24 protein-coding genes and 1 tRNA gene are annotated in these 23,786 nt (G+C 61.4%); 20 read left to right on the top strand and 5 right to left on the bottom strand.

Annotated features, from left to right (window positions below):
- Positions 1–16 precede the first annotated feature (16 nt).
- The 13 genes from ruvC to FHR27_RS12555 all read left to right on the top strand — a co-directional run bounded on the left by ruvC (position 17) and on the right by FHR27_RS12555 (position 9,333).
- Positions 17–541: a crossover junction endodeoxyribonuclease RuvC gene (gene ruvC / locus FHR27_RS12615; RefSeq protein WP_042553179.1), complete on the top strand. Its 525-nt coding sequence runs from the start codon at positions 17–19 to the stop codon at positions 539–541.
- 106 nt (positions 542–647) lie between these two features.
- On the top strand, positions 648–1,253 hold the full coding sequence (gene ruvA / locus FHR27_RS12610; RefSeq protein ID WP_042553170.1) for a Holliday junction branch migration protein RuvA: 606 nt from the start codon (positions 648–650) through the stop codon (positions 1,251–1,253).
- Positions 1,254–2,309, top strand: a complete 1,056-nt coding sequence (gene ruvB / locus FHR27_RS12605) for a Holliday junction branch migration DNA helicase RuvB (RefSeq protein WP_042553169.1) — start codon at positions 1,254–1,256, stop codon at positions 2,307–2,309.
- 50 nt (positions 2,310–2,359) lie between these two features.
- On the top strand, positions 2,360–2,812 hold the full coding sequence (gene ybgC / locus FHR27_RS12600; protein WP_042553168.1) for a tol-pal system-associated acyl-CoA thioesterase: 453 nt from the start codon (positions 2,360–2,362) through the stop codon (positions 2,810–2,812).
- 2 nt (positions 2,813–2,814) lie between these two features.
- Complete coding sequence (tolQ, locus tag FHR27_RS12595; protein WP_042553167.1) at positions 2,815–3,510, top strand: protein TolQ; 696 nt, start codon at positions 2,815–2,817, stop codon at positions 3,508–3,510.
- A gap of 34 nt (positions 3,511–3,544) precedes the next feature.
- Positions 3,545–3,997, top strand: a complete 453-nt coding sequence (tolR, locus tag FHR27_RS12590) for a protein TolR (protein WP_042553166.1) — start codon at positions 3,545–3,547, stop codon at positions 3,995–3,997.
- The gene (gene tolA / locus FHR27_RS12585; RefSeq protein WP_156152679.1) at positions 3,994–5,010 is read left to right on the top strand and encodes a cell envelope integrity protein TolA; all 1,017 of its coding nucleotides are present in this window, start codon (positions 3,994–3,996) and stop codon (positions 5,008–5,010) included. The genes tolR and tolA overlap by 4 nt, the downstream gene beginning before the upstream one ends.
- Complete coding sequence (gene tolB / locus FHR27_RS12580) at positions 5,007–6,305, top strand: Tol-Pal system beta propeller repeat protein TolB (protein WP_179538720.1); 1,299 nt, start codon at positions 5,007–5,009, stop codon at positions 6,303–6,305. Before tolA ends, tolB begins: the two co-directional genes overlap by 4 nt.
- Before the next feature lie 58 nt (positions 6,306–6,363).
- A complete protein-coding gene (gene pal / locus FHR27_RS12575; RefSeq protein ID WP_042553163.1) occupies positions 6,364–6,861 on the top strand; it encodes a peptidoglycan-associated lipoprotein Pal in 498 nt (165 codons plus the stop codon).
- Between the two features lie 6 nt (positions 6,862–6,867).
- Entirely contained in the window at positions 6,868–7,686 is an 819-nt protein-coding gene (ybgF, locus tag FHR27_RS12570; protein ID WP_042553162.1) for a tol-pal system protein YbgF, read from the top strand.
- Between the two features lie 187 nt (positions 7,687–7,873).
- Positions 7,874–8,521 (top strand): 7-carboxy-7-deazaguanine synthase QueE, encoded by a 648-nt coding sequence (gene queE / locus FHR27_RS12565; protein WP_179538719.1) that lies wholly within the window; start codon positions 7,874–7,876, stop codon positions 8,519–8,521.
- A 1-nt stretch (position 8,522) separates the two neighbouring features.
- On the top strand, positions 8,523–9,197 hold the full coding sequence (gene queC, locus FHR27_RS12560) for a 7-cyano-7-deazaguanine synthase QueC (protein WP_179538718.1): 675 nt from the start codon (positions 8,523–8,525) through the stop codon (positions 9,195–9,197).
- A 60-nt stretch (positions 9,198–9,257) separates the two neighbouring features.
- Positions 9,258–9,333 (top strand) — tRNA-Lys (locus FHR27_RS12555).
- A 122-nt stretch (positions 9,334–9,455) separates the two neighbouring features.
- Here the strand turns inward: FHR27_RS12555 and FHR27_RS12550 are convergent.
- Positions 9,456–10,475, bottom strand: a complete 1,020-nt coding sequence (locus FHR27_RS12550) for a branched-chain amino acid aminotransferase (protein WP_042553160.1) — start codon at positions 10,473–10,475, stop codon at positions 9,456–9,458.
- 403 nt (positions 10,476–10,878) lie between these two features.
- Between FHR27_RS12550 and nadA the strand changes: the two genes are divergently transcribed.
- On the top strand, positions 10,879–11,937 hold the full coding sequence (gene nadA, locus FHR27_RS12545; protein WP_042553159.1) for a quinolinate synthase NadA: 1,059 nt from the start codon (positions 10,879–10,881) through the stop codon (positions 11,935–11,937).
- Between the two features lie 83 nt (positions 11,938–12,020).
- On the opposite strand, the gene FHR27_RS12540 is transcribed toward nadA, so the two are convergent.
- A complete protein-coding gene (locus tag FHR27_RS12540) occupies positions 12,021–13,454 on the bottom strand; it encodes a M48 family metalloprotease (RefSeq protein WP_042553158.1) in 1,434 nt (477 codons plus the stop codon).
- 109 nt (positions 13,455–13,563) lie between these two features.
- Between FHR27_RS12540 and FHR27_RS12535 the strand changes: the two genes are divergently transcribed.
- A complete protein-coding gene (locus FHR27_RS12535; protein ID WP_179538717.1) occupies positions 13,564–13,815 on the top strand; it encodes a sulfurtransferase TusA family protein in 252 nt (83 codons plus the stop codon).
- 60 nt (positions 13,816–13,875) lie between these two features.
- Here FHR27_RS12535 and FHR27_RS12530 read toward each other — a convergent pair whose 3' ends face one another.
- A complete protein-coding gene (locus FHR27_RS12530; RefSeq protein ID WP_042553156.1) occupies positions 13,876–14,346 on the bottom strand; it encodes a peroxiredoxin in 471 nt (156 codons plus the stop codon).
- A 10-nt stretch (positions 14,347–14,356) separates the two neighbouring features.
- Complete coding sequence (locus tag FHR27_RS12525; RefSeq protein WP_042553155.1) at positions 14,357–14,914, bottom strand: glycine cleavage system protein R; 558 nt, start codon at positions 14,912–14,914, stop codon at positions 14,357–14,359.
- Between the two features lie 226 nt (positions 14,915–15,140).
- Here FHR27_RS12525 and dapA point away from each other — a divergent pair, with 226 nt between their 5' ends.
- The 4 genes from dapA (at position 15,141) to FHR27_RS12505 (ending at position 19,334) form a co-directional block, all read left to right on the top strand.
- Entirely contained in the window at positions 15,141–16,019 is an 879-nt protein-coding gene (gene dapA, locus FHR27_RS12520) for a 4-hydroxy-tetrahydrodipicolinate synthase (protein ID WP_042553154.1), read from the top strand.
- 17 nt (positions 16,020–16,036) lie between these two features.
- On the top strand, positions 16,037–17,155 hold the full coding sequence (gene bamC, locus FHR27_RS12515) for an outer membrane protein assembly factor BamC (protein ID WP_042553153.1): 1,119 nt from the start codon (positions 16,037–16,039) through the stop codon (positions 17,153–17,155).
- Positions 17,156–17,456: 301 nt separating this feature from the next.
- Positions 17,457–18,323 (top strand): phosphoribosylaminoimidazolesuccinocarboxamide synthase, encoded by an 867-nt coding sequence (locus FHR27_RS12510; RefSeq protein WP_179538716.1) that lies wholly within the window; start codon positions 17,457–17,459, stop codon positions 18,321–18,323.
- 393 nt (positions 18,324–18,716) lie between these two features.
- Positions 18,717–19,334, top strand: coding sequence for a recombinase family protein (locus tag FHR27_RS12505; RefSeq protein ID WP_042553151.1), 618 nt, complete (start codon positions 18,717–18,719; stop codon positions 19,332–19,334).
- A 43-nt stretch (positions 19,335–19,377) separates the two neighbouring features.
- Here FHR27_RS12505 and FHR27_RS12500 read toward each other — a convergent pair whose 3' ends face one another.
- Positions 19,378–19,908, bottom strand: a complete 531-nt coding sequence (locus tag FHR27_RS12500; RefSeq protein ID WP_257026896.1) for a leucine-rich repeat domain-containing protein — start codon at positions 19,906–19,908, stop codon at positions 19,378–19,380.
- A gap of 613 nt (positions 19,909–20,521) precedes the next feature.
- Between FHR27_RS12500 and putA the strand changes: the two genes are divergently transcribed.
- The gene (gene putA, locus FHR27_RS12495; protein ID WP_179538715.1) at positions 20,522–23,698 is read left to right on the top strand and encodes a bifunctional proline dehydrogenase/L-glutamate gamma-semialdehyde dehydrogenase PutA; all 3,177 of its coding nucleotides are present in this window, start codon (positions 20,522–20,524) and stop codon (positions 23,696–23,698) included.
- Positions 23,699–23,786: the final 88 nt, after the last annotated feature.

The raw sequence follows: 23,786 nt of genomic DNA, 5'->3' as shown, positions 1-23,786 counted from the left end.
CTGGTGGATGAAAGGCATGACGCTGATTCTGGGAATCGACCCCGGTTCCCGCATTACCGGTTACGGCGTGATACGCGATACGGGGCGCACTTGCGAATACGTAGCGTCAGGCTGCATTCGAACGGGCAACGGACCGCTGCCCGAGCGCCTGCAGATCGTCTTTCGCGGCGTCAGCGAGGTGATTCGCACCTTCGGGCCGGTGACCATGGGGATCGAGCAGGTATTCATGGCGCGCAATGCGGATTCTGCGCTGAAGCTTGGCCAGGCCCGTGGCGCCGCCATCGTCGCCGCCATGGAAGCCGGCCTGGAAATCAGCGAGTACACCGCGACCCAGGTCAAGCAGGCAGTGGTAGGAACGGGCGCCGCCGACAAGCAACAGGTGCAGATGATGGTCATGCACCTGCTCAAACTGGTGCAGAAGCCGCAGATCGATGCCTCGGACGCCTTGGGCATCGCCCTGTGTCATGCTCATCATCGGCAGAGTCTCATTCCCCATGGGTTGGCCAGCGCCAAGCGGCGCGGCGGTCGTCTTCGTTTATAGGTGCCTGGTCAAGATGTGCCGTGTGTCGGCGCTGCTGCATCAAAAGCAAGCTGGTGCACGGGACATCAACAGGGCCCACGTTTTCTAAATTGAAAGGAATGCGCCGGTGATCGGACGTTTACGCGGCACTCTGGCGGAAAAGCAGCCGCCACATTTGATTCTGGATGTGAATGGTCTGGGCTATGAGCTGGAAGTCCCCATGACCACGTTGTACCGTTTGCCCTCGGTGGGTGAGCCGCTGACGCTGCACACCCACCTGGTGGTGCGCGAAGATGCGCACCTGCTGTACGGCTTTTTCGAGAAGCGTGAGCGCGAGCTGTTTCGTGAGCTGATCCGCCTCAATGGTGTCGGCCCGAAGCTGGCCCTGGCCTTGATGTCCGGCCTCGAAGTGGATGAGTTGGTGCGCTGCGTGCAGGCTCAGGATACGGCCGCGCTGGTGAAGATTCCCGGCGTCGGCAAGAAAACCGCAGAGCGCCTGCTGGTCGAGCTCAAGGATCGCTTCAAGGCCTGGGAGACCGTGCCCGGCATGGCCAACCTGGTGGTTGAACCTCGTGCGGGTAGCGCAGTCACAAGCGCGGAGAATGATGCGGTCAGTGCGCTTATTTCCCTGGGCTACAAACCGCAGGAAGCCAGTCGCGCCGTTTCGGCGGTCAAAGAAGATGGGTTGAGTAGTGAAGACATGATTCGTCGTGCGCTGAAGGGAATGCTGTAGATGCTCGAAGCAGACAGGCTGGTCACGGCAGGTGGTCGCGACCGCGAAGAGCAGGTCGATCGTGCCATTCGTCCGCTCAAGTTGGCCGAATACATCGGTCAGCCTGTGGTGCGCGAGCAGATGGAGCTGTTCATCCAGGCGGCCCGCGGCCGCAAGGAGTCCCTCGATCACACGCTGATCTTCGGTCCGCCGGGGCTGGGCAAGACCACCCTGGCGAACATCATCGCCCAGGAAATGAACGTCTCCATCAAGAGCACCTCGGGCCCCGTGCTCGAACGCCCGGGTGACCTGGCTGCGCTGCTGACCAACCTCGAACCCGGCGATGTGCTGTTCATCGACGAGATTCACCGTCTGTCGCCCATCGTCGAAGAAGTGCTGTACCCGGCGATGGAGGATTTTCAGCTCGACATCATGATCGGCGAAGGGCCTGCCGCTCGTTCGATCAAGCTCGATTTGCCGCCTTTCACGCTGGTCGGCGCGACCACCCGGGCGGGCATGTTGACCAACCCGCTACGTGACCGCTTCGGTATCGTGCAGCGTCTCGAGTTCTATAACACCGAGGACCTGGCGACCATCATCATGCGCGCGGCGGGCATTCTCGAATTGCCGATCGAGCCCGAGGGGGCCTTCGAGATCGCCCGCCGGGCTCGTGGCACGCCGCGTATCGCCAACCGTCTGTTGCGCCGCGTGCGGGATTTCGCGGAAGTGCGCGGGCAGGGCGAGATCACCCGGCAGATCGCCGATCTGGCCTTGAACCTGTTGGATGTGGACGAGCGCGGCTTCGATCATCAGGACCGTCGCCTGCTGCTGACCATGATCGAGAAGTTCGACGGTGGGCCGGTCGGGGTCGACAGCCTGGCAGCGGCGATCAGTGAAGAGCGCCACACCATCGAGGATGTACTGGAGCCGTATCTGATCCAGCAGGGTTACATCATGCGTACGCCGAGAGGGCGAGTGGTCACGCGACATGCTTATTTGCACTTTGGCCTGAATACGCCGAAACGCATGGATGAGCGACCGACACCTGACCTGTTCAGCGATGGAGATGGGCAATGAAAAAAATACTTGTCGGGCCGATTGGCAAGACTCGAGGCTGGCACTAGAGTATGCGCGCGCAATACGCTGGTCAGCCGTTCGCCCATCGCTGTCGTGTTTACTACGAAGACACCGATGCCGGTGGTGTCGTCTATTACGTCAACTACCTCAAATTCATGGAGCGGGCTCGAACCGAGCGGCTGCGCGAACTGGGTTTTGCCCAGTCGACGCTGGCGGGAGAGGGCCTGTTGTTCGTCGTGCACTCCAGCGAGGCGCGCTATCACGCGCCGGCGCGGCTGGACGACGAAGTGCTGGTGAGTGCCGAAGTAACCGAATTGAACCGTGCCAGCCTGCGCTTTCGTCAGCAGGTGAGGCGAGTGACGGATAACGCGCTGCTCTGCGAAGGGCAGTTTTTGGTGGCCTGTGTGGGCGCCGACAATTTCAAACCCCGGGCCATGCCTCCGTCTCTGCGAACAGCCTTCGCCGAGCAGGTCGGTACCGGTACATCTACTGCAGGAGAGTAAGCGTGGAAGCCAACGCCGTTGACCACATGTCTATGTGGAGTCTGATCAGCAACGCCAGCCTGGTGGTGCAGTTGGTGATGTTGATCCTGGTGGCCGCCTCGGTCACTTCGTGGGTCATGATTTTCCAGCGCAGCAACTTGCTGCGTGGCGCCAAGCGTGCACTGGACAATTTCGAGGAGCGCTTCTGGTCCGGTATCGACCTGTCCAAGCTGTATCGTCAGGCAGGCAGCAACCCGGATCCGGATTCGGGCCTGGAGCAGATCTTCCGTGCCGGTTTCAAGGAATTCTCCCGCCTGCGTCAGCAGCCCGGCATGGACCCGGATGCAGTCATGGATGGCGTTGCCCGCTCCATGCGCGTTGCCATCTCCCGCGAGGAAGAGAAGCTCGAGCAGAGCCTGCCGTTCCTCGCCACCGTCGGCTCCACCAGCCCGTACATCGGTCTGTTCGGTACCGTCTGGGGGATCATGAACTCCTTCCGTGGCCTGGCTCAGGTGCAGCAGGCCACCCTGGCGACCGTAGCGCCCGGCATCGCCGAGGCGCTGATCGCCACGGCGATCGGCCTGTTCGCTGCGATTCCCGCCGTTATTGCCTACAACCGCTTCGCTGCCCGCGGTGAAATGCTGATCTCGCGCTACTACACCTTCGCCGATGAGTTCCAGGCGATCCTGCACCGCAAAGTGCACAGTAGTGAAGACTAAGCCTCAGGCGATCAATAGATAGGTTTTCAGAGCCATGGCCAGAATTCGCAACAGACGCAAGCCCGTCGCCGAGATGAACGTAGTGCCCTACATCGATGTGATGTTGGTGCTGCTGGTCATCTTCATGGTGACGGCGCCGATGCTCAACCAGGGGGTCAAGGTCGACCTGCCGCAGGTCAGCAGTGAAGTGTTGCCTCAGGACAACGATTCACAGGTGCTGACCATCTCCATCAAGTCCGACAAGTCCTACTACTGGAACATGGGCACTGAGGTGGATACCGATACCGTGCAGGATCGCGCCCTGACCCTCGACGAGATGACCCGTGCCGTCACGGCGATCATCAATCAGACTCGTAGCCAGGGTAAGAAGGTGCAGGTGTTCGTGCGTGGCGACAAGTCGGTCGATTACGGCACCGTGATGTCCGCCATGGGTGGCTTGCAGCAGGCTGGCGTGGGTAACGTCGGTCTGATTACCGAGGCGCCCTGATGCAGCAGCGTGAACGCTCACCTTCGGAAAGCCTTTTCTGGCCGGTGATCCTGGCCGTAGGCCTGCATGTGCTGATGTTCGGCATGCTGTTCGTCAGTTTTGCCTTCGCGCCCGATCTGCCGCCAGCGAAACCGATCGTGCAGGCTACCCTGTATCAATTGAAGTCGCAGAGCCAGGCCACTACCCAGACCAATCAGAAGATTGCGGGTGAGGCGAAGAAGACCGCCGCGCCGCAGTTCGAGACCGAACAGCTCGAGCAGAAGAAAGCCGAGCAGGAAAAGCAGGCGCAGGCCGAAGAGCAGAAGCAGCAGGCAGCGAAAGCAGCGGAACAAAAGAAAGTCGAGGAAACTCGAAAGGCCGATGCGGCGAAAAAGGCTGAGGCCGATGCTTCCGCGGCGAAAGCCGCCGAGCAGAAGAAGCTGGCCGACGTCGCCAAGGCGAAAGCTGCGCTGGAGGCCGACAAGAAGAAGGCCGCTGAAGCGGAAGCGAAGAAAAAAGCCGCTGAGGATGCCAAGAAAAAGGCAGCCGAAGAGGCCAAGAAGAAAGCGGCAGCCGATGCAGCGAAGAAGAAAGCTGCCGAAGATGCCAAGAAAAAGGCCAATGCCCAGGCAGCCGAGCGCAAGGCCGTCGAGGACAAGAAAGCGGCGGCTCTGGCCGAGTTGCTGTCCGAAGACACCGAGCGACAGCAAGCGCTGGCCGAGACACAGGGCGATCAGGTTGCGGGTAGCCTCGATGATCTGATCGTCAAGCTGGTGAGCGAGCAGTGGCGGCGTCCGCCGTCGGCGCGTAATGGCATGAGTGTGGAAGTGCTGATCGAGATGTTGCCCGATGGCACCATCACCAATGCCAGTGTCAGCCGTTCCAGCGGCGACTCGCCGTTCGACAGCTCAGCAGTACAGGCAGTGCGCAACGTAGGTCGCATTGTAGAGATGCAGCAACTGGATCGGGCTACGTTCGACCAGCGTTACCGGCAGCGACGTGCCGTCTTCAAACCGGAGGATTTAGGTCTGTGAATACCCTGATGCGAATCATTGTACTGGGGCTGGCCATGCTGGTCGGTTCCGTGCAGGCGGCTGATCCACTGGTGATCAGCACCGGCACCGATCGGGCCACCCCGATCGCCGTGGTGCCTTTCGGCTGGCAAGGCGGCAACGTCCTGCCCGAAGACATCGCCACCATCGTCGGTAACGACCTGCGCAACTCCGGTGTGTTCGAGCCGATCCCGCGGCAGAACATGATCAGCCTGCCGACCCAGGGCAGCGAAGTCATCTACCGTGACTGGAAAGCGCTGGGCGCCCAATACGTGCTGGTTGGCAACATCGTGCCCAACGGTGCACGTCTGCAGATTCAATTCGCCCTGTTCAACGTGGCCACCGAGCAGCAGGTGCTGACCGGCAACGTGGGGGGGAGCACCGATCAACTGCGCGACATGGCTCACCATATTGCCGACCAGTCGTTCGAGAAGCTCACCGGCGTCAAGGGTGCATTCTCCACCCGCATGCTGTATGTCACTGCAGAGCGTTTCGGTGTCAACAACACCCGTTACACCCTGCAGCGTTCGGACTATGACGGTGCTCGTGCAGTGACCCTGCTGCAATCCCGTGAGCCGATCCTGTCGCCGTCGTTCGCGTCGGATGGCAAGCGTATCGCCTATGTCTCATTCGAGCAGAAGCGCCCGCGCATCTTCGTGCAGCACATCGATACCGGTCGTCGCGAGCAGGTCACCAACTTCGAAGGCCTCAACGGCGCCCCTGCCTGGTCGCCGGATGGCAGCAAGCTGGCGTTCACCCTGTCGAAAGACGGCAACCCTGAAATCTATGTCATGGACATTGGTTCGAAGAACCTGCGCCGTGTCACCAATCATTACGCCATCGATACCGAGCCCTTCTGGGGCAAGGACGGTCAGACCATCTATTTCACCTCCGACCGTTCCGGCAAACCACAGATTTACAAGACCAACATCAATACTGGTGCGGTCGACCGAGTGACCTTCGTCGGCAACTACAATGCCAACCCTAAATTGTCTGCCGACGAGAAAACCCTGGTAATGATTCATCGCCAGGATGGTTACACCGTGTTCAAGGTAGCGGCACAGGACCTCGAGCGTGGCAATCTGCGCATTCTTTCAGATACAAGTTTGGATGAGTCGCCTACTGTTGCGCCCAATGGCACCATGCTAATCTACGCTACCCGCCAGCAGGGGCGGGGAGTCCTGATGTTAGCGTCCGTTAACGGTCGCGTTAGGCTCCCTCTACCTACCGCTCAAGGCGAAGTTCGAGAGCCATCCTGGTCCCCCTTCCTGAACTGATGCGCGGTGCTTCACCTGTTTGTATGCTTAACACACTGGGGTTCATTAGGAGTTACACATGGAAATGCTGAAATTTGGCAAATTTGCTGCACTGAGCCTGGCTCTCGCCGTGGCTGTTGGCTGTTCCTCCAAAGGCGGTGACACCGCTGGCGAAGGCGCTGTAGACCCGAACGCTGGCTACGGTGCAAACACCGGCGCCGTCGACGGCAGCCTGAGTGAAGAAGCCGCTCTGCGCGCTATCACCACTTTCTACTTCGAATACGACAGCTCTGACCTGAAGCCGGAAGCCATGCGCGCTCTGGACGTTCATGCCAAAGACCTGAAAGGCAATGGCGCTCGCGTCGTCCTGGAAGGCCACGCTGACGAGCGCGGTACCCGCGAATACAACATGGCTCTGGGCGAGCGTCGTGCCAAGGCCGTTCAGCGTTACCTGGTACTGCAAGGCGTTTCCCCAGCTCAGCTGGAACTGGTTTCCTACGGTGAAGAGCGTCCTGTTGCCACCGGCAACGACGAGCAATCCTGGGCTCAGAACCGTCGCGTCGAACTGCGTAAGTAATTCGATATGCGAATGTGCCGACGTGTAGTAACCGTAATGGCGCTGAGCCTGCCGCTTGCGGCCTGGGCTCAGATTCCCGTACAGGATGGCAGTACCGGTAACGGTGGTGGTAATCCGAATGCCGGTTACGGCACGTCTGGCGCCTACGCCGGAGGTGGGGTGGAAACCCCGTCTTCGGCGCAGGGCATGCTGTTCAATCAGCTCCAGCAGATGCAGCAGGAAATCGCGCAACTGCGTGGCATGCTCGAAGAGCAACAGAACGATATTCAGCGTATGAAGCAAGAAGGCCTGGAGCGATACCAGGATCTTGATAAGCGTCTGAGTAGTGGTGCCGCAGCCGGTGCTGCAGCCACACAGAATTCTCCAGCCACGGGTGCCAGCAATGGTGCCGGTGGTGCTTCCGCGGGTGATGCAGGGCAGGCACAAGCCTCCGGCGAGCCGGCAGACCCGGCCAAGGAAAAGCTGTTCTACGATGCAGCTTTCGACCTGATCAAGGCCAAGGATTTCGACAAGGCCAGCCAAGCCTTCGCAGCATTCCTGCGTCGTTATCCGAACAGTCAATACGCGGGCAATGCCCAGTACTGGCTTGGTGAGGTGAACCTCGCCAAGGGCGATCTGCAGGGTGCGGGTCAGGCCTTCGCCAAGGTCAGTCAGGCCTATCCGCAGCACTCCAAGGTGCCGGATTCGCTGTTCAAGCTGGCCGATGTGGAAATCCGCATGGGCAACAACGACAAGGCCAAGGGCATTCTGCAGCAGGTCATCGCGCAGTACCCGGGCACGTCGGCTGCCCAGCTGGCCCAGCGTGATCTGCAGCGCATTCAGTGAGCCTCGGCTTGTGAAAGAAACCCGTGCCTGTCGCGGGTTTTTTTTGCCTGCAAACCGGGCACTTGACCTGCAGGCCGTCGCCAGCAGACGTCAAAAATGGCTGCCAGCCATGCTTTTCGTTTAGAATCGCCGTCCTTTTTCGCAACGGAGGCGGATGGCCTGTTTCGCCGTCACGCCCGTGGCCCTTATGAAAGATACCCTGCGCATTACCGAGATCTTTTTCTCGTTGCAGGGGGAAACGCGTACTGCCGGCTTGCCGACGGTATTCGTGCGCCTGACCGGCTGCCCCCTGCGCTGTCAATACTGCGATACCGCCTACGCCTTCAGTGGCGGGAAAATCCTCTCGCTGGACGCCATCCTCGAGCAGGTGGCGAGTTACCGTCCGCGCTATGTGTGCGTTACCGGTGGCGAACCGCTCGCGCAGCCCAACTGCATTCCCTTGCTCCAGCGTCTGTGTGACGCCGGTTACGACGTGTCTCTGGAAACCAGTGGCGCGCTGGATGTTTCCGCTGTCGATATTCGGGTCAGCAAGGTCATCGACCTGAAAACGCCGGGTTCGGCCGAGGTGGCCCGCAACCGCTACGAGAATATCGAGTACCTGCAGCCGCGGGATCAGGTCAAGTTCGTGATCTGTTCGCGTGAGGACTACGACTGGTCGGTGAGCAAGATCATCCAGTACGGCCTGGCCGAGCGTGCCGGCGAGCTGCTGTTTTCGCCGAGCCACCAGCAGGTGAGTGGGCGTGAGCTGGCCGAATGGGTGATCGCCGACAATCTGCCAGTGCGCATGCAACTGCAGCTGCACAAGATTCTTTGGAACGATGAGCCGGGGCACTGACATGAGTGAAAAGAAAGCGGTCATCCTGCTATCCGGTGGCCTCGACTCCGCGACCGTGGTGGCGATGGCCAGGGAGCAGGGCTACAGCTGCTACAGCATGAGCTTCGACTACGGTCAGCGGCACCGTTCCGAGCTCCAGGCAGCCGAGCGGGTCGCCCGGCAGTTGGGTGTAGTCGAACACAAGGTGATCGGCATGAACCTCGGTGGTATCGGCGGCTCGGCGTTGACCGACTCGAGCATCGATGTACCGCAGAGCCCGACCACGGGTATTCCGGTCACCTATGTGCCTGCACGCAATACCGTTTTTCTGGCCCTGGCACTGGGCTGGGCCGAGGTGCTGGAAGCCCAGGACATCTTCATCGGCGTCAATGCGGTGGACTACTCCGGTTATCCCGATTGCCGGCCTGAGTTCGTCGAGGCCTTCGAGCGGGTGGCCAACCTGGCGACCCGGATGGGCGTGGAAGGGCAGGGCATCCGTATCCAGGCGCCGTTGCAGATGATGAGCAAGGCTGAAATCGTCCAGGAGGGTTCGCGTCTGGGGGTGGATTACGGTCTGACCGTTTCCTGCTATCTGGCCGACGATGACGGCCGTGCCTGTGGGAAATGCGACAGCTGCCGTTTGCGCTCGGCCGGCTTCGCCGCCGCCGGTGTGCCCGATCCCACCCGTTACCAGTAAATTATTTTCCGGTGGGTGTTGAATTCCTGAATTAAATCAGTATCATGCCGCTCGCACCACGGGTCGTTAGCTCAGTTGGTAGAGCAGTTGGCTTTTAACCAATTGGTCGTAGGTTCGAATCCTACACGACCCACCATCTCAAGCCTTCCAAGTGAAGGCGCAGAAAAAAGCCCGGATCTCTTGAAAAGATCCGGGCTTTTTTCGTTTCCGGCAGTCAGTCTGTGCTGGCGAGCCGTCAAGGCCCGCCAGCGCGTCGCATCAGACTTTGACGATCCAGCCTTGCGGTGCTTCGACATCACCGGACTGCACGCCGGTCAGCTCGCTGTACAGGCGGCTGATGGTCGGACCGACCTCGGTCTCGCTGTGGAACACGTGCAGCTTGCCCTGGTACTCGATACCGCCGATCGGGGTGATCACGGCAGCGGTGCCGCAAGCGCCCGCTTCCTTGAAGTCGCCCAGGCGGTCGATGAATACGTCGCCTTCGATGACCTTCAGGCCGAGGCGGCTCTGGGCTAGTTCGATCAGCGACAGGCGGGTGATGCCTGGCAGTACCGATGGCGATTTCGGGGTGACGAATTCATCGTTGTGAGTGATCGCGAAGAAGTTCGCCGAGCCCACTTCCTCTATCTTGGTGTGGGTCTGCGGATCGAGGTAAATGCAGTCGGCGAAGTTGTTCTTCTTGGCCTGCGAGCCGGGCATCAGGCTGGCGGCGTAGTTGCCGCCGACCTTGGCTGCGCCGGTGCCCTGGGGGGCGGCGCGGTCATAGCCGGAGATCACGAAGTTGTTAGGCTTCATGCCGCCCTTGAAGTAAGGGCCGACCGGGATGCAGAACACCGAGAAGATGAACTCCGGCGCGGTGCGTACGCCGATGTTGTCGCCAACGCCGATCACGAACGGGCGCAGATACAGCGCGCCACCGGAACCGTATGGCGGGATGAAGCGCTCGTTGGCGCGTACCACCTGCTTGCAGGCCTCGATGAATTGCTCGTTCGACGGTGCCGGCATCAGCAGGCGCGCACAGCTGCGCTGCATGCGCAGAGCGTTCTGGTCAGGGCGGAACAGGTTGATCGAGCCATCCTTGCAGCGGTAGGCCTTGAGGCCTTCGAAGCACTGCTGGCCATAATGCAGGGCCGTGGAGCCCTCGCTGATGTGCAGTACGTTGTCTTCGGTCAGGTTGCCCTGATCCCATTCACCGTCGCGCCAGTGCGACAGGTAGCGCTGGTCGGTCTTGATGTAGTCGAAACCCAGCTTGTCCCATTCGATGCTTTCGTAAGCCATGACATCCTCAATCGCTGAACGACCACCGCGGGGCGCGCGCGTGGTCGATGTTTTCCAAAATGGTGATAACGGTGCTTCTTGCAGAAGTCGCATTCGGCCTCTGCGCGACTGAACCTGGTTGGCCACCTGCGGCCCTGCTGCCTGGCGGCTGTCGCTCGGCCAAGTCGTTGTCCTGATGCTGATGATGCGGCGGATTATCCTGGCGATCAACCGGTGGATCGATGCGAGGTCGTCCGGGCGATTGAAAATCGTCCGACAAAGCCCTTAACATGCGCGCCCGCGCAAGGTTCGCAGCCCGCGGCTGTGCAACCTGCGACGCCCCTCTGCCTGTTCCGGCCAGCCCGGTGCGTCTGGCGGTATACTCAACGTTCCGTGCTCATAGACCTCGATAGGGCCTGACGACATGACGCAGATTGCCGAACGACTTCTTGTCCAAGCTCATCTCGATGCCAAACAGCCAGAGACGCTGACGGCGGAGCAGGAAGCGTTCTACCGTGATGAAATTGGCAAAGAACTGAAGCGCCAGAATGCCGTTCTGGTCGCCCACTACTACTGCGACCCGGTGCTGCAGGCGCTTGCCGAAGAAACCGGTGGCTGCGTGTCCGACTCGCTGGAGATGGCCCGCTTCGGCAATCAGCATTCGGCGCAGACCGTGTTGGTCGCCGGCGTCAAGTTCATGGGCGAGACGGCGAAAATCCTCAACCCTGAAAAGCGCGTGCTGATGCCGACGCTGGAAGCCACCTGTTCTCTGGATCTGGGTTGCCCGGTCGACGAATTCGCCGCGTTCTGCGATCAGCATCCGCAGCGCACCGTGGTGGTTTACGCCAATACCTCGGCAGCGGTGAAGGCGCGGGCCGACTGGGTGGTGACGTCCAGCTGCGCCGTGGAGATCGTCGAGCACCTGATGGACAACGGCGAGAGCATCATCTGGGCGCCGGATCAGCATCTGGGGCGTTTCATCCAGAACAAGACCGGTGCCGACATGCTGCTCTGGGACGGTGCCTGCATCGTCCACGAAGAGTTCAAGGCCCGCCAGCTGGAAGAAATGAAGGCGCTGTATCCGCAAGCGGCCGTGCTGGTGCACCCTGAGTCGCCGACCGCGGTGATCGACCTGGCCGATGCGGTTGGCTCGACCAGCCAACTGATCGCTGCCGCGCAGCGGATGCCGAACAAGACCTTCATCGTCGCCACCGATCGCGGCATCTTCTACAAGATGCAGCAGCTGTGTCCCGACAAGGAGTTCGTCGCGGCGCCGACAGCTGGCAATGGCGCCGCCTGCCGCAGTTGTGCCAACTGCCCGTGGATGGCGATGAACACCCTGCAGCGCACCTTGCAGTGCCTGCGTGAGGGCAGTAACGAGGTGTTCGTCGACCCGGCGCTGATTCCCAGAGCGATCAAGCCGCTCAAGCGTATGCTCGACTTCACCCAGGCGGCACGCCTGAAGCTCGCTGGCAATGCCTGACAGCAGCGGCACTCTGCAAGGGCAAAGCGCCAAGCGAGAGACGGCTGCAGGAGACTACCAGGCCCTGACTTGGCGCTCGTTCATCAGCGCAGCATCTCTTCGGTCATGCGCTTCTCTTCGATCAGCTCTTTCTGGCGGGCGTCGATGCGTGAAGCCAGCTGGAAGTTGTTGCTGGCGCGGCGCTTGGCGAAGTCGAGCTGCTCGATGGCCTGGTTGAAATCCCCCACCAGCGCGAAGAACTCTGCCCGGGCCTGATGCAGGCCGATGGTGTTGCCGCTGAGGCCGCGCACTTCCGCAACCTGATACCAGACGTCCGGATCCTTCACGCGGCGCTTGAGCAGATCGTTCAGGGCCTGCTCGGCCTCGGGAATTTTGCGTTGTTTGAGCAGCAGGTCGATGCGCGCCTGGTTCAGCGGGTAGTTGCCAGGGTACAGGTCGAGCAGACGCTTGATGCGCTGATCGGCGGCGGCGAGGCGGTTGGCTGCACTGTCCAGGCTGATCTGCGCCAGGTTGTAGGTGACGTCGTCCGGTGCCTTCTGCAGCAGGGGCGCCAGGGTGTCGCGTGCCTCGTCGAACTGGCTGCCCTTGATCAGGGCGATGGTCAGGCCATAGCGGGCGGCGTCCATGTTCGGGTTTTCATCGAGCTGGGCACGGAAGCGTTTGGCGGCGATGCCCGGGGTTTCTTCATAGGTCAGCTGCACCCGGGCACGCATCAGCTGGTAGCGCAGGCTGTCTTCGGTGCCGCCAGCCTGGTACTGCTCGGCGCGGTTGCGGGTATCGGCGATACGCGATTCGGAGACCGGGTGGGTCAGCAGGAATTCGGGTGGCATGCGGTCGTAGCGGTACTGACGCATCAGGCGTTCGAACATGCTCGGCATCGAGCGGGGGTCGTAGCCGGCCTTTTCCAGGTTGACCAGACCGATGCGGTCGGCCTCCTGTTCGTTCTGCCGGGAGAAGCGCCGCTGTTCCTGAATCGCTGCTGCCTGGGTCGAGGCGATGGCGGCGATGCCGGCATCGCCGGCACCCGCTGCCGCTGCGACGATACCAGCGAGCATCGCGGCCATGACCGGCAACTGCATGCGTTGCTGGGCCTCCAGGCCGCGGGCGAAGTGGCGCTGCGACAAGTGGGCCAGTTCGTGGGCCAGTACCGAGGCGTATTCGCCTTCGGTCTGCGCGTAGAGGAACAGCCCGCCGTTGACGCCGATGATCCCGCCTGGCGCTGCAAAAGCGTTGATCTGCGGGCTGTTGAGCAGGACGAACTCGAGGCGCCGGTCCTGAACCTGGCTGGTTTCCGCCAGGCGGTAGACGCTGCTTTCGACGAAGTCCTTGAGCTGCGGATCCGACAGTTGGCTGACCTGGCCGCGGACGATGCTCAGCCAGGCCCGGCCCAGTTGATACTCCTGTTGCGGAGAAACCATCGACGAGCTGGCATCGCCAAGTGATGGCAGGTCGTTGGCCATCGTCGGTTGTGCCAGCAGGCAGGCGAGCGTCAGCAGGGTAGGGCGCAAAACATTCATGCATGGAGCTCTTGTCGGATCAGTGCCGTACTGTAGCCGGGAGGCACTTGCCTGACCAGCGTCGGCGGGCCTTGGGTTATGCTGTCGGCCTGGAAAAACGGAGGGCGTTATGGGGGATGTAGCGGTGTGGCGGGGCGAGCATCAGGCCGAGCTGGATGCGTGTGGCTTGAATTGCCCGCTGCCTTTGCTCAAGGCCAAGATGGCGCTCAATGGCCTGGCCAGTGGCGAGGTGCTCAAGGTGTTGGCCACGGATGCCGGGTCGCAGCGCGATTTCCGGGCCTTCGCCCGGCTGGCTGGCCATGAGCTGCTGCGTGAGGAAACCGAGGGTGACGTGTTCCGTTACTGGCTGCGCAAGGCGTGATGCCAGGGTGAAGAGGTCGCCATGAAAAATGCCGCTCGAGAGCGGCATTTTTCATATGTATCAGGCTTTGTTGAGGGCCTGGGCTGCGGCCAGTACCTCATCGACATGGCCGGGCACCTTGACCCCTCGCCATTCCTGGCGCAGTACGCCGTTCTTGTCGATCAGGAAGGTGCTGCGGTCGACGCCCAGGTACTCCTTGCCGTAGAGCTTCTTCAGCTTGATCACGTCGAACAGCTGGCAGACGCTTTCGTCCTTGTCCGAAATCAGTTCGAAGGCGAAGCCCTGCTTGGCCTTGAAGTTCTCATGGGTCTTCAGGCTGTCGCGCGACACGCCGACGACGACCGTGTTGGCCGCAGCGAAGGCCGCGTGGCCATCCCGAAAGCCCTGGCCTTGGGTGGTGCAGCCCGGAGTATTGTCCTTCGGGTAGAAGTAGATCACCAACTGCTTGCCCTTGTAGGCGGCCAGGTTGAACTCGCCGCCCGTCGCGGGGGCGCTGAAGTCGGGGACAGGGGCGTCGATAGCGATGGCCATGAAGGGCTCCTTATGGGTTCTGTGGGCGCCAGGGTTCGATCAGCGCATCCAGATTCAGCGCGTCGGCGAAATCCAGGAACTGGTCGCGCAGCCAACTGATCTGGGTGCCGGCTGGCAGGGTGACGGTCAGCGTGGCGTTGAGCATGGTGCCGCCGGTCTGCGGCGCCTGATAGGTGTCGCAGGTCAGGGCCTCCAGTTCGACGCGGTGATCGATGAAGAACTGGCACAGCTCGTTGAGGATGTCCGGGCGGTACACCGAGCTGACGTAGGCCACGTAGGGCAGCGCCTGGGGGCGGACCTCCGACGCTGCGCTACGGATCACGTTGGCGGTGAACTCATGCTTCTTGGAGAGTGCCGGCAGGCCCGTTTCCAGGCGCGCCAGGGCATCCCAGTTGCCAGACACCTGCAGCACCAGCGCGCTGAACTCGCCGTGGCGGCTCAGGCGCGTGCTGACGACCGCGCAGCGGTTTTCATGGCTGGCTCGGCACAGTACGTTGGTCAGCTCCATGGCGTTGGTGCCGAGTGCACTGATGACGAGGAATTGTTCGCGAACTGGGGGGGTGGACATGCAGCCTTCCTAAACGTTGAACGCTCGGCTCTATAGACAGTGCCAAACAAACTCGCAGGGTAGCGAAAAGCGCCCGCCAGGGGAATGACCAGATACCGCTATCGGCAAGCGAAGCGCGGCGCCAGAGGCATGCAATGACGGTCGTTCACGCCACCTGCTACTTAGCTTGTGCAAGGCTGGTGGCGCCAGTACCATTACGGCTCTCTTTTTCAGCAGGAGCGGTTGCATGATTGCGGGCAGTATGGTGGCACTGGCCACGCCCATGGATGCACAGGGTAATCTCGATTGGGATGCCTTGAGCAAGCTGGTGGATTTCCACCTGCAAGAGGGCACCAACGCCATCGTCGCGGTCGGCACCACGGGTGAGTCGGCGACCCTCGATGTCAACGAGCACATCGAAGTCATCCGCCGCGTGGTCGATCAGGTCGCCGGGCGCATCCCGGTGATCGCCGGCACGGGTGCCAACTCCACCCGCGAAGCGGTCGAGCTGACCCAGAACGCCAAGACCGCCGGCGCCGATGCCTGCCTGCTGGTCACGCCGTACTACAACAAGCCGACCCAGGAAGGCCTGTACCTGCACTTCCGCCACATTGCCGAAGCCGTGGCCATTCCGCAGATTCTCTACAACGTGCCGGGGCGTACCGCCTGCGACATGCTGCCGGAAACCGTCGAGCGCCTGTCCGCCGTCGACAACATCATCGGCATCAAGGAAGCCACCGGCGACCTGCAGCGTGCCCGTGACATCCTCGACCGTGTCAGCTCGAACTTCCTGCTCTATTCCGGCGACGACGCCACGGCGGTCGAGCTGATGCTGCTGGGCGGCAAGGGCAACATTTCCGTGACCGCCAACGTGGCCCCGCGGGCGATGAGCGACATGTGTTCGGCGGCCATGCGCGGTGAAGCGGCGATCGCACGGGCGATCAACGACCGCCTGATGCCCCTGCACAAGAACCTGTTCATCGAAGCCAACCCGATTCCGGTGAAATGGGCGCTGAACGAAATGGGCATGATGGCCGACGGCATTCGCTTGCCGCTGACCTGGCTGAGCCCCCGTTGTCACGAACCGCTGCGTCAGGCCCTGCGCCAGTCCGGTGTATTGGTCTAATCGAGGAATTACGACGCATGAAGCGACTGGCCGGACTTTCCGCACTTGCTCTGATCATCACCAGCACCAGTGGCTGTGGCTGGATCTGGGGCGAAAATGGCTACTTCCGCGATCGCGGTAGCGATTACCTGACCGCGCGGCAGACCGCACCGATGCAACTGCCTGCCGATGTCGAGGCCAAGCGTCTCGATCCGCTGCTGCCGGTGCCGAATCAGATCCGCAACAGCGACGTGGAGGGCGAGTACGAAGTGCCGCGCCCGCAAGCACTCGCCGTTAGCGAGAGCGTCAGCGAGTTCAGCCTGCAGAACAGCGGCGACTCCAGCTGGCTGGTCGCTCAGCGCGTTCCCGCTGAAGTCTGGCCGGGTGCCCGCCAGTACTTCGAGGACGGCGGCTTCCGCATCGTCGACGAGCGTCCACAGACCGGCGAATTCAGCACCGACTGGCAGCGCTTCGATGCGCTGTCCAGCAGCATGCAGAGCCGCCTGGGCGGCCGTGTCGCCGGCCTCGACAGCAACACCGAGACCCGTGTGCACGTGCGCCTCGAGCCAGGCGTACAGCGCAACACCAGCGAAATCTTCGTGGTCACCGCTCAGCGTCCGGCCGGCAGCACCAGCGACGTGCCGTTCACCGAGCGTAGCGTCAACAAGGCATTGGATGCCGCGCTGCTCGACGACCTGCAGGCCAGCCTGACGCGCAGCGTCGAGCAGGGCGGTTCGGTATCGCTGCTGGCCGGTCGTGACTACGACGCACCGAGCCGCGTGAGCCTCTCCGCCGATGGCAATGGCAACCCGGTGCTGAACCTGAGCACCGACTTCGACCGTGCCTGGTCCGGCGTTGGCCGCTCGCTGCGTATGGCTGACCTGCGCGTCGACGACATCAACCGTACCCTGGGCGTCTATTACGTCAACCTGGCCGAAGGCCCGCAACGTGCCAACGAGAAGCCTGGCTTCTTCAGCCGTCTGTTCGGCGGCTCGGAGAACAAGGACGACATCGAAGCTCGCGCCGAGCGCTATCAGGTCCGCCTGACCGCCGTTGGCGATACCGTGCAGGTGACGGTCGAGAAAGACCTCAACACCATCGCACCGGCCGATGTCGCACGCCGCGTGCTGGACATGATTCAGGAAAACCTCGGCTAAGGATTCTTGGCGAGTGGTTGGCGATAGGCGAAACCTCCAGGGGTTTCGCCTTTTGTTTTCACAGGCAGGCCAACTGGGGCCTCTAAAAACCTAGGCGAGGCAGTCGGCGCAAGGCGAGAACAGGCGAAAAGCGCAGTTCACGAGTTGTAAATGAGCATCTCGAGCCTGTTTTCAACGCAGCGATGACAACGCAGGTAGTTTTTAGAGGTGCCCTCCGGCGCTGTTGCTACTTACCCGGCCGTCGGTCGTCAGCTTTGACGAAGAGCGGCGCGACTTTCACGCGACAAGGCGGAATCTCGATATGACCACACCTTCCCTGAGCCTGAAAAAGATCTATTCGGGCAAAGTCCGCGATCTCTACGAGATCGACGACAAGCGCATGCTGATGGTCGCAACCGATCGCCTGTCGGCTTTCGACGTGATCCTCGAGCAGCCAATTCCGGAGAAGGGCAAGATCCTTACCGCCATCTCCAACTTCTGGTTCGACAAGCTGGCCCATGTGGTGCCCAACCACTTCACCGGTGATCGCGTCGAAGACGTGGTGCCGGCCGCCGAGCTGTCGCTGGTCGAGGGCCGCGCCGTGGTCGCCAAGCGCCTCAAGCCGGTTGCCGTGGAGGCCATCGTGCGCGGTTACCTCGTCGGTTCGGGCTGGAAGGAGTATCAGAAGAGCGGCACCGTATGCGGTATCCAGCTCCCCGCCGGTCTGAAGGAAGCCGCCAAGCTGCCACAGCCGATCTTCACCCCGTCGACCAAGGCCGCCGTGGGCGACCATGACGAGAACATCAGCTTCGAGCAGTGCGAAGCGATCATCGGTGCCGAGCTGGCCGCCAAGGTGCGCGACACCTCCATCGCGCTGTACGTCGCGGCAGTCGAGTACGCAGCCACCCGCGGCATCATCATCGCCGACACCAAGTTCGAATTCGGCCTCGACGAAAACGGCACCCTGACCCTGATGGACGAAGTGCTGACCCCCGACTCCAGCCGCTTCTGGCCAGCCGACAGCTACGCCGAAGGCACCAACCCGCCGAGCTTCGACAAGCAGTTCGTGCGCAACTGGTTGGAATCCACCGGCTGGAACAAGGAGCCGCCAGCGCCGGCAGTACCGGCCGACGTCGCGCAGAAGACCGCCGACAAGTACCGTGAGGCGCTGACCCGTCTGACTGCCTGATTGCGCAATGCCAGACCGTGCGCCGCCGTTACCGTAAAGGGCGGCGGCGTTCTCGTTGAGGGTCAGGGGTTTTGCCTGGCAGCGGTTCGGCGCTTGGTGACATCTTCAGCGGGGTACAGGGCGCTGCGTTCGCTTGCGAGCGCTACGCCCCAGGGTTTCCACGCTGCAGAGCTTGGTGTAGGTTATTTCACGGGTGCCACCGCAATCGCGGCAAGGCAGGTTCAGTTTCGCGCAGGTCGGGCCGCCAGCGCAGAGTAAATGCAGCATGATTCCAGCCTTTTCTTGCCAATCCTTCCCTCGATACCTTCCCTCATCGCCGCCACACAAATCTATCAGCGTCATCTCGGCAGCCGCGATGCGGTGCAATGTGGCCTTGCCCGGAGTTACCCGCCGATGAGCGTTGCGCCGGAATCAGAGTCGCTCCAGGAAACGGGACCCCGTTACCTCGGTTATGCGAGAGCCAGTGAAACGCCAAACCTGCTCAGCCAGCTGTTCGGGCTGGAGCTGGCGGGATGCACCCGGCTCGTTTCGGAGCAGACCAAGAACAACTGGCGCAACCGCCCCGAGCTGACCCGCTTGCTCGCCGAGCTGGGCCCAGGTGACGTGCTCACCGTGACCAAGCTCGATCGCCTGGCACGCAGCACGCGAGAGTTGTTGGAGATCGCCGAGCGGATTCACGTCAGTGGCGCGGGGCTTCGCAGCCTGTCCGAGCCCTGGGCTGACACCACCACGGAAAACGGTCTGGCGGTTCTGGCGGTTTTCGCCGGTATCGTCGAGTTCGAGCGCTCGCTGATTCTCGAACGAACCAAGGACGGCCGCGACGCTGCCAAAGCCCGCGGCGTGAAATTCGGCGCAAAACCCACGCTGTCCAGTGAGCAGATCGACGAGGCGCGCCGCTTGATCAACGAGGACGGGCAGTCCGTCGATCAGGCCGCCAAGGTACTCAAGGTTCACCGCTCCACGCTCTACCGGGCGTTGCGGCGGGTGGAGAAACAACAATCTAGTGACTGATGCGCGATTTTTATCAGCTATCGCCATGTTTAAATATATGTAGTTATGAGTTGAGCGCCATCTGCTTAAACTCACGGGTCAGCTTTTCAAAACGCGCTGTATCACAGAGTCGGCAAAGAAATGGCATTCTCCGCCCCGTGAACATTGATTTCAGGCCATTGCATTTTTCGCAGTTTATGTGGGTGCCAGTGTAAGCGGTCAGAGGTTCAATGAGTTGCTCGTTCAGCCGGCTGGCAAGAAATGCGACTTGGCTTCGCTCAAACTGATTCGACAGCCGTAGGTTGCGAAGCTGAGAGCAGCGAGCAAGGGATGTGATGTCATTGGTTTGAAGTTTTATATTAAGCAAAGAAAGCTTGGTGAGTTTAGGAAGTTGCGATACAGGCTCAATGGAATTGAGGCGAAGAGGGGAGGAGCCGCCCCCAAGGTTGCCAGACAGGTTCAATTCGACCAGCTCATGCAACTCGTGGATACCATCAATATCCCGTAATTTTGGAAAATCTGATACGGAGAGATGTGTCAGATTCTGGAGCTTAAAAACAGGCATTAAGCTTTCAATTTTCGTTGCCCATTCCAATGCAAGTTCTCGAGTGTTAATGAGTGAATCAATCCCTTCAAGCGAGCTTAGTTTCAGGTGATAGAGGCGTAGATTTGTAGCAGTGCACTTGGATAGCAACGTTGGCCAGACTTTAATCGATATGTTGCGAAGATCGAGTTCAGCACTGCCTTAAAGTTGCTTCGCAGGAAATGCGCTATCCAGTAGTAAAATCATTGTCTTTCTATACCTGCCGTGTTGTGGTGCCTGCGGTTTTCTTGGCTCATAGGGGGAAGGTATCCTGTGTCTTTTTAGTGATTCGTGGCTCCAGCAGCTTCTGTTGGGTCCACTTGGTATATAGCGGATTTCGCTGTTCTCGTGCTGTCCTCTATTGCCCATTTAGGTGATAGCAGTCTGGCTACCGGCGATGCGCCCCCATCGACGCATCCTGTCTGCCATGCATACCCAGAGATCTCACCAACTCTTCGGAGTTTTCTGCAAAAACTCCAGAGGTTTTCGCAAGAAGCCGTCACCAATCTGCCTCTACATTCCGCCATCCACTTCTGCGTCGTGCGATCGCCAGATACCCGTATCTGAGCTAGACCCAAAGCAGGGGTATCCCACAGATAATCTCCATAACAAGAGGATGGGCGTGATGTTCAAAGCCAGTCACGTCTTGCACCAGGAGTTCCTTGACCGGATCTCCGCTGCCAAGGCCGCCGATTTTTTCCCTGTCATCAGCGCCAACTACAACGTTGACGAGGCAGCCTATCTCGGCGAACTGCTGCAGCTGGCCGATCCCGGTGCTGCCGGTATCGATGCCGTTCGCCAGCAGGCGCGCAGCCTGATCCAGGACGTGCGTGGTCGCGACAACGCGGTCGACACCCTCGATGCGCTGCTGCGTCAGTACAGCCTGGATACCCAGGAAGGCCTGATGCTGATGTGCCTGGCCGAAGCCCTGCTGCGGGTGCCGGATGCCGCCACCGCCGATGCCTTGATCCGCGACAAGCTCAGCGCCGCCGAGTGGGAGCGTCACCTCGGCAAGAGCGACAGCGTGCTGGTCAATTTCGCCGCCTGGGGGCTGGTGATGACCGGCAAGGTGGTCGATCCGCAGACCCGCGATGGCCGTCCGAAGAACGTACTCGGTCGTCTGATCCAGCGTTCCGGCGAGCCGGTGATCCGCGCGGCCATGAACCAGGCCATGAAGCTCATGGGCAAGCAGTTCGTGCTCGGCCGTACCATCAGCGAAGCGCTGAAGAACGGCCGCCCGGAGCGTGAAAAGGGCTACACCTATTCCTTCGACATGCTCGGTGAAGCGGCGCTGACCGCCGAAGACGCCGAGAAGTACATGGCCGACTACCGCAAGGCCATCGATACCGTCGGCGCCGAGCCGCAGGTCGGCCCGGGCCCGAAGCCGTCGATCTCGATCAAGCTCTCGGCACTGCACCCCCGTTACGAAGTGGCCCAGCGCGAGCGCGTGCTGAGCGAGCTGTTCGCCAACGTGCGCGAGTTGGTGATCCGGGCGCGCAAGCTGAACGTCGGGATTTCCGTGGACGCGGAGGAGGCGGATCGCCTCGAGCTGTCCCTGGAACTCTACGAGAAGCTGCTGCGTGATCCCGCCGTCGCCGGCTGGGGCGAGTTCGGTCTGGTGATCCAGGCCTATTCCAAGCGCTGCCTGCCGGTGCTGGTCTGGCTGACCCTGCTGGGCAGGGAACTCGGCGAGAAGATGCCGCTGCGCCTGGTCAAGGGGGCCTACTGGGACAGCGAGATCAAGCAGTGCCAGGTCTGGGGCCTCGACGGCTACCCGGTGTTCACCCGTAAGGAAGGCACCGATACCTCCTACCTGGCTTGCGCCCGCTACCTGCTCAGCGAGTTCACCCGTGGCGTCATCTACCCGCAGTTCGCCAGCCACAACGCGCACACCGTCAGCTGCATCCTGGCCATGGCCGCCGAGCAGACGTCACCGCGCGAGTTCGAGTTCCAGCGCCTGCACGGCATGGGCGATGCGCTGTACGACACGGTGCTGGAGACGCATCGCAAGACCGTGCGCATCTATGCGCCGGTGGGGGCTCACAAGGATCTGCTGCCTTACCTGGTGCGCCGCCTGCTGGAGAACGGTGCCAACTCGTCGTTCGTTCACCAACTGGTCGACCCGAGCGTGCCGGTCGAATCGCTGATCGATCACCCGGTCACCCAGCTGAGCAGATTCGCCAGCCTCGGCAATAACAAAATCCCGCTGCCACCTGCGCTGTACGGGGCCACACGGAAAAACTCCCAGGGCATCAACATGAATATCCAGAATTCTTTGACCGAGCTCGAAAACGCCTACAAGCCGCAACTCGACCGTCAATGGCAGGCTGCCCCTGTGATAAACGGCCAGACCCTGAGCGGCACCGCCCAGCAAGTGCGCTGCCCCTTCGACCTGGACAAGGTGGTCGGCACTGCCCAGTTCGCCACCGCCGCCCAAGCCGCCCAAGCGCTGGATGGCCTGAGTGCCGCCTGGCCGCGTTGGAATGCGGTCGCTATCGATGAGCGGGCAAGCATTCTCGAGCGCCTCGCTGACCTGCTGGAGCGCAACCGTGCCGAGTTGATGGCGCTGTGCACCGTGGAAGCCGGCAAGTCCATGCAGGACGGCATCGACGAAGTCCGCGAAGCCGTGGATTTCTGCCGCTACTACGCGCAGCAGGCGCGCCTCAAGCTGGGCCGCGAAGAGCTCAAGGGCCCGACCGGCGAGCGCAACGAACTGTTCCATGAAGGCCGTGGCATTTTCGTCTGCGTCAGCCCGTGGAACTTCCCGCTGGCCATTTACCTCGGCCAGATCAGCGCCGCGCTGGTGGCCGGCAACGTGGTGCTGGCCAAACCGGCCGAGCAGACCAGCCTGATCGCCGCACGCGCCCTGGAACTGATGTTCGAAGCCGGCCTGCCAGAGGATGTGATCGCCTTCCTGCCAGGCGACGGTGCCACCCTGGGCGGCGTGTTCTGCCGCGACCCGCGCGTTGCCGGCGTGTGCTTCACCGGTTCCACCGACACGGCGCGCATCATCAACCGTCAGTTGGCCGAAAAGGACGGCATGATCGCCACCCTGATCGCCGAGACCGGCGGCCAGAACGCCATGATCGTCGACTCCACTGCGCTGCCTGAGCAGGTGGTCAAGGATGCCGTCGGTTCGGCCTTCACCAGTGCGGGCCAGCGCTGCTCGGCACTGCGCGTGCTGTACGTGCAGCGCGATATCGCCGAGCGGGTGATCGACCTGCTCAAGGGGGCCATGGCCGAGCTGAAGATCGGCCCGACCCACCTGCGCGAGAACGATATCGGCCCGGTGATCGACGCCGAAGCCCGTGAAGGCTTGCTGGCGCACATCAACCAGCTCAAGGGCGAAGGCAAGCTGATTGCCGAGGCCTCGCTGCGTGCCGATCTGAACGGCCACTTCATCGCACCGGTGGCGTTCGAGATTGGTGGCATTGACGAACTGAAGAAGGAACAATTCGGTCCGGTTCTGCACGTGGTTCGCTTCGACGCCAGCGATCTGGAGAAGGTTGTCGCGGCGATCAACGCCACCGGGTACGGATTGACCCTTGGCATCCACAGCCGAAACGAGGAAACTGCCGCCCGCATCGAAGCCCTGGCGCGGGTCGGCAACCTGTACGTGAACCGCAACCAGATCGGTGCGGTGGTCGGCGTACAGCCGTTCGGCGGCTGCGGCCTGTCCGGTACCGGCCCGAAAGCCGGTGGCCCGAGCTACCTGTTGCGCTTCGTCAACGAGCGCACCACGTCTGTGAATACCACGGCGGTGGGCGGAAACGCCTCACTGCTGTCGCTGGGCGACGAGTGATACCAACGGGCAGAAATCATCAGGTTTCTGCCCGTTTTGCTATTGGGGGCGTATGCCCCGAATCGGTAACGCCATCTGCGGTTAGAAG

The organism is Pseudomonas flavescens (assembly GCF_013408425.1).
Lineage (GTDB): Bacteria > Pseudomonadota > Gammaproteobacteria > Pseudomonadales > Pseudomonadaceae > Aquipseudomonas > Aquipseudomonas fulva_A.
Note: the sequence above shows the minus strand (reverse complement) of the source record. Positions and strands in the feature narration are given on the sequence as shown.

Bases quoted from the DNA above. Each gene is read 5' to 3' on its own strand.
- ruvC (WP_042553179.1), top strand. From the start codon at position 17: ATGACGCTGATTCTGGGAATCGACCCCGGTTCCCGCATTACCGGTTAC.
- ybgC (WP_042553168.1), top strand. From the start codon at position 2,360: ATGCGCGCGCAATACGCTGGTCAGCCGTTCGCCCATCGCTGTCGTGTT.
- FHR27_RS12525 (WP_042553155.1), bottom strand. From the start codon at position 14,914: ATGTCCACCCCCCCAGTTCGCGAACAATTCCTCGTCATCAGTGCACTC.
- queE (WP_179538719.1), top strand. From the start codon at position 7,874: ATGAAAGATACCCTGCGCATTACCGAGATCTTTTTCTCGTTGCAGGGG.
- pal (WP_042553163.1), top strand. From the start codon at position 6,364: ATGGAAATGCTGAAATTTGGCAAATTTGCTGCACTGAGCCTGGCTCTC.
- putA (WP_179538715.1), top strand. From the start codon at position 20,522: ATGTTCAAAGCCAGTCACGTCTTGCACCAGGAGTTCCTTGACCGGATC.
- bamC (WP_042553153.1), top strand. From the start codon at position 16,037: ATGAAGCGACTGGCCGGACTTTCCGCACTTGCTCTGATCATCACCAGC.
- dapA (WP_042553154.1), top strand. From the start codon at position 15,141: ATGATTGCGGGCAGTATGGTGGCACTGGCCACGCCCATGGATGCACAG.
- nadA (WP_042553159.1), top strand. From the start codon at position 10,879: ATGACGCAGATTGCCGAACGACTTCTTGTCCAAGCTCATCTCGATGCC.
- FHR27_RS12505 (WP_042553151.1), top strand. From the start codon at position 18,717: ATGAGCGTTGCGCCGGAATCAGAGTCGCTCCAGGAAACGGGACCCCGT.
- tolR (WP_042553166.1), top strand. From the start codon at position 3,545: ATGGCCAGAATTCGCAACAGACGCAAGCCCGTCGCCGAGATGAACGTA.
- ruvB (WP_042553169.1), top strand. From the start codon at position 1,254: ATGCTCGAAGCAGACAGGCTGGTCACGGCAGGTGGTCGCGACCGCGAA.
- FHR27_RS12530 (WP_042553156.1), bottom strand. From the start codon at position 14,346: ATGGCCATCGCTATCGACGCCCCTGTCCCCGACTTCAGCGCCCCCGCG.
- FHR27_RS12535 (WP_179538717.1), top strand. From the start codon at position 13,564: ATGGGGGATGTAGCGGTGTGGCGGGGCGAGCATCAGGCCGAGCTGGAT.
- FHR27_RS12540 (WP_042553158.1), bottom strand. From the start codon at position 13,454: ATGAATGTTTTGCGCCCTACCCTGCTGACGCTCGCCTGCCTGCTGGCA.
- FHR27_RS12550 (WP_042553160.1), bottom strand. From the start codon at position 10,475: ATGGCTTACGAAAGCATCGAATGGGACAAGCTGGGTTTCGACTACATC.
- queC (WP_179538718.1), top strand. From the start codon at position 8,523: ATGAGTGAAAAGAAAGCGGTCATCCTGCTATCCGGTGGCCTCGACTCC.
- FHR27_RS12510 (WP_179538716.1), top strand. From the start codon at position 17,457: ATGACCACACCTTCCCTGAGCCTGAAAAAGATCTATTCGGGCAAAGTC.
- ybgF (WP_042553162.1), top strand. From the start codon at position 6,868: ATGCGAATGTGCCGACGTGTAGTAACCGTAATGGCGCTGAGCCTGCCG.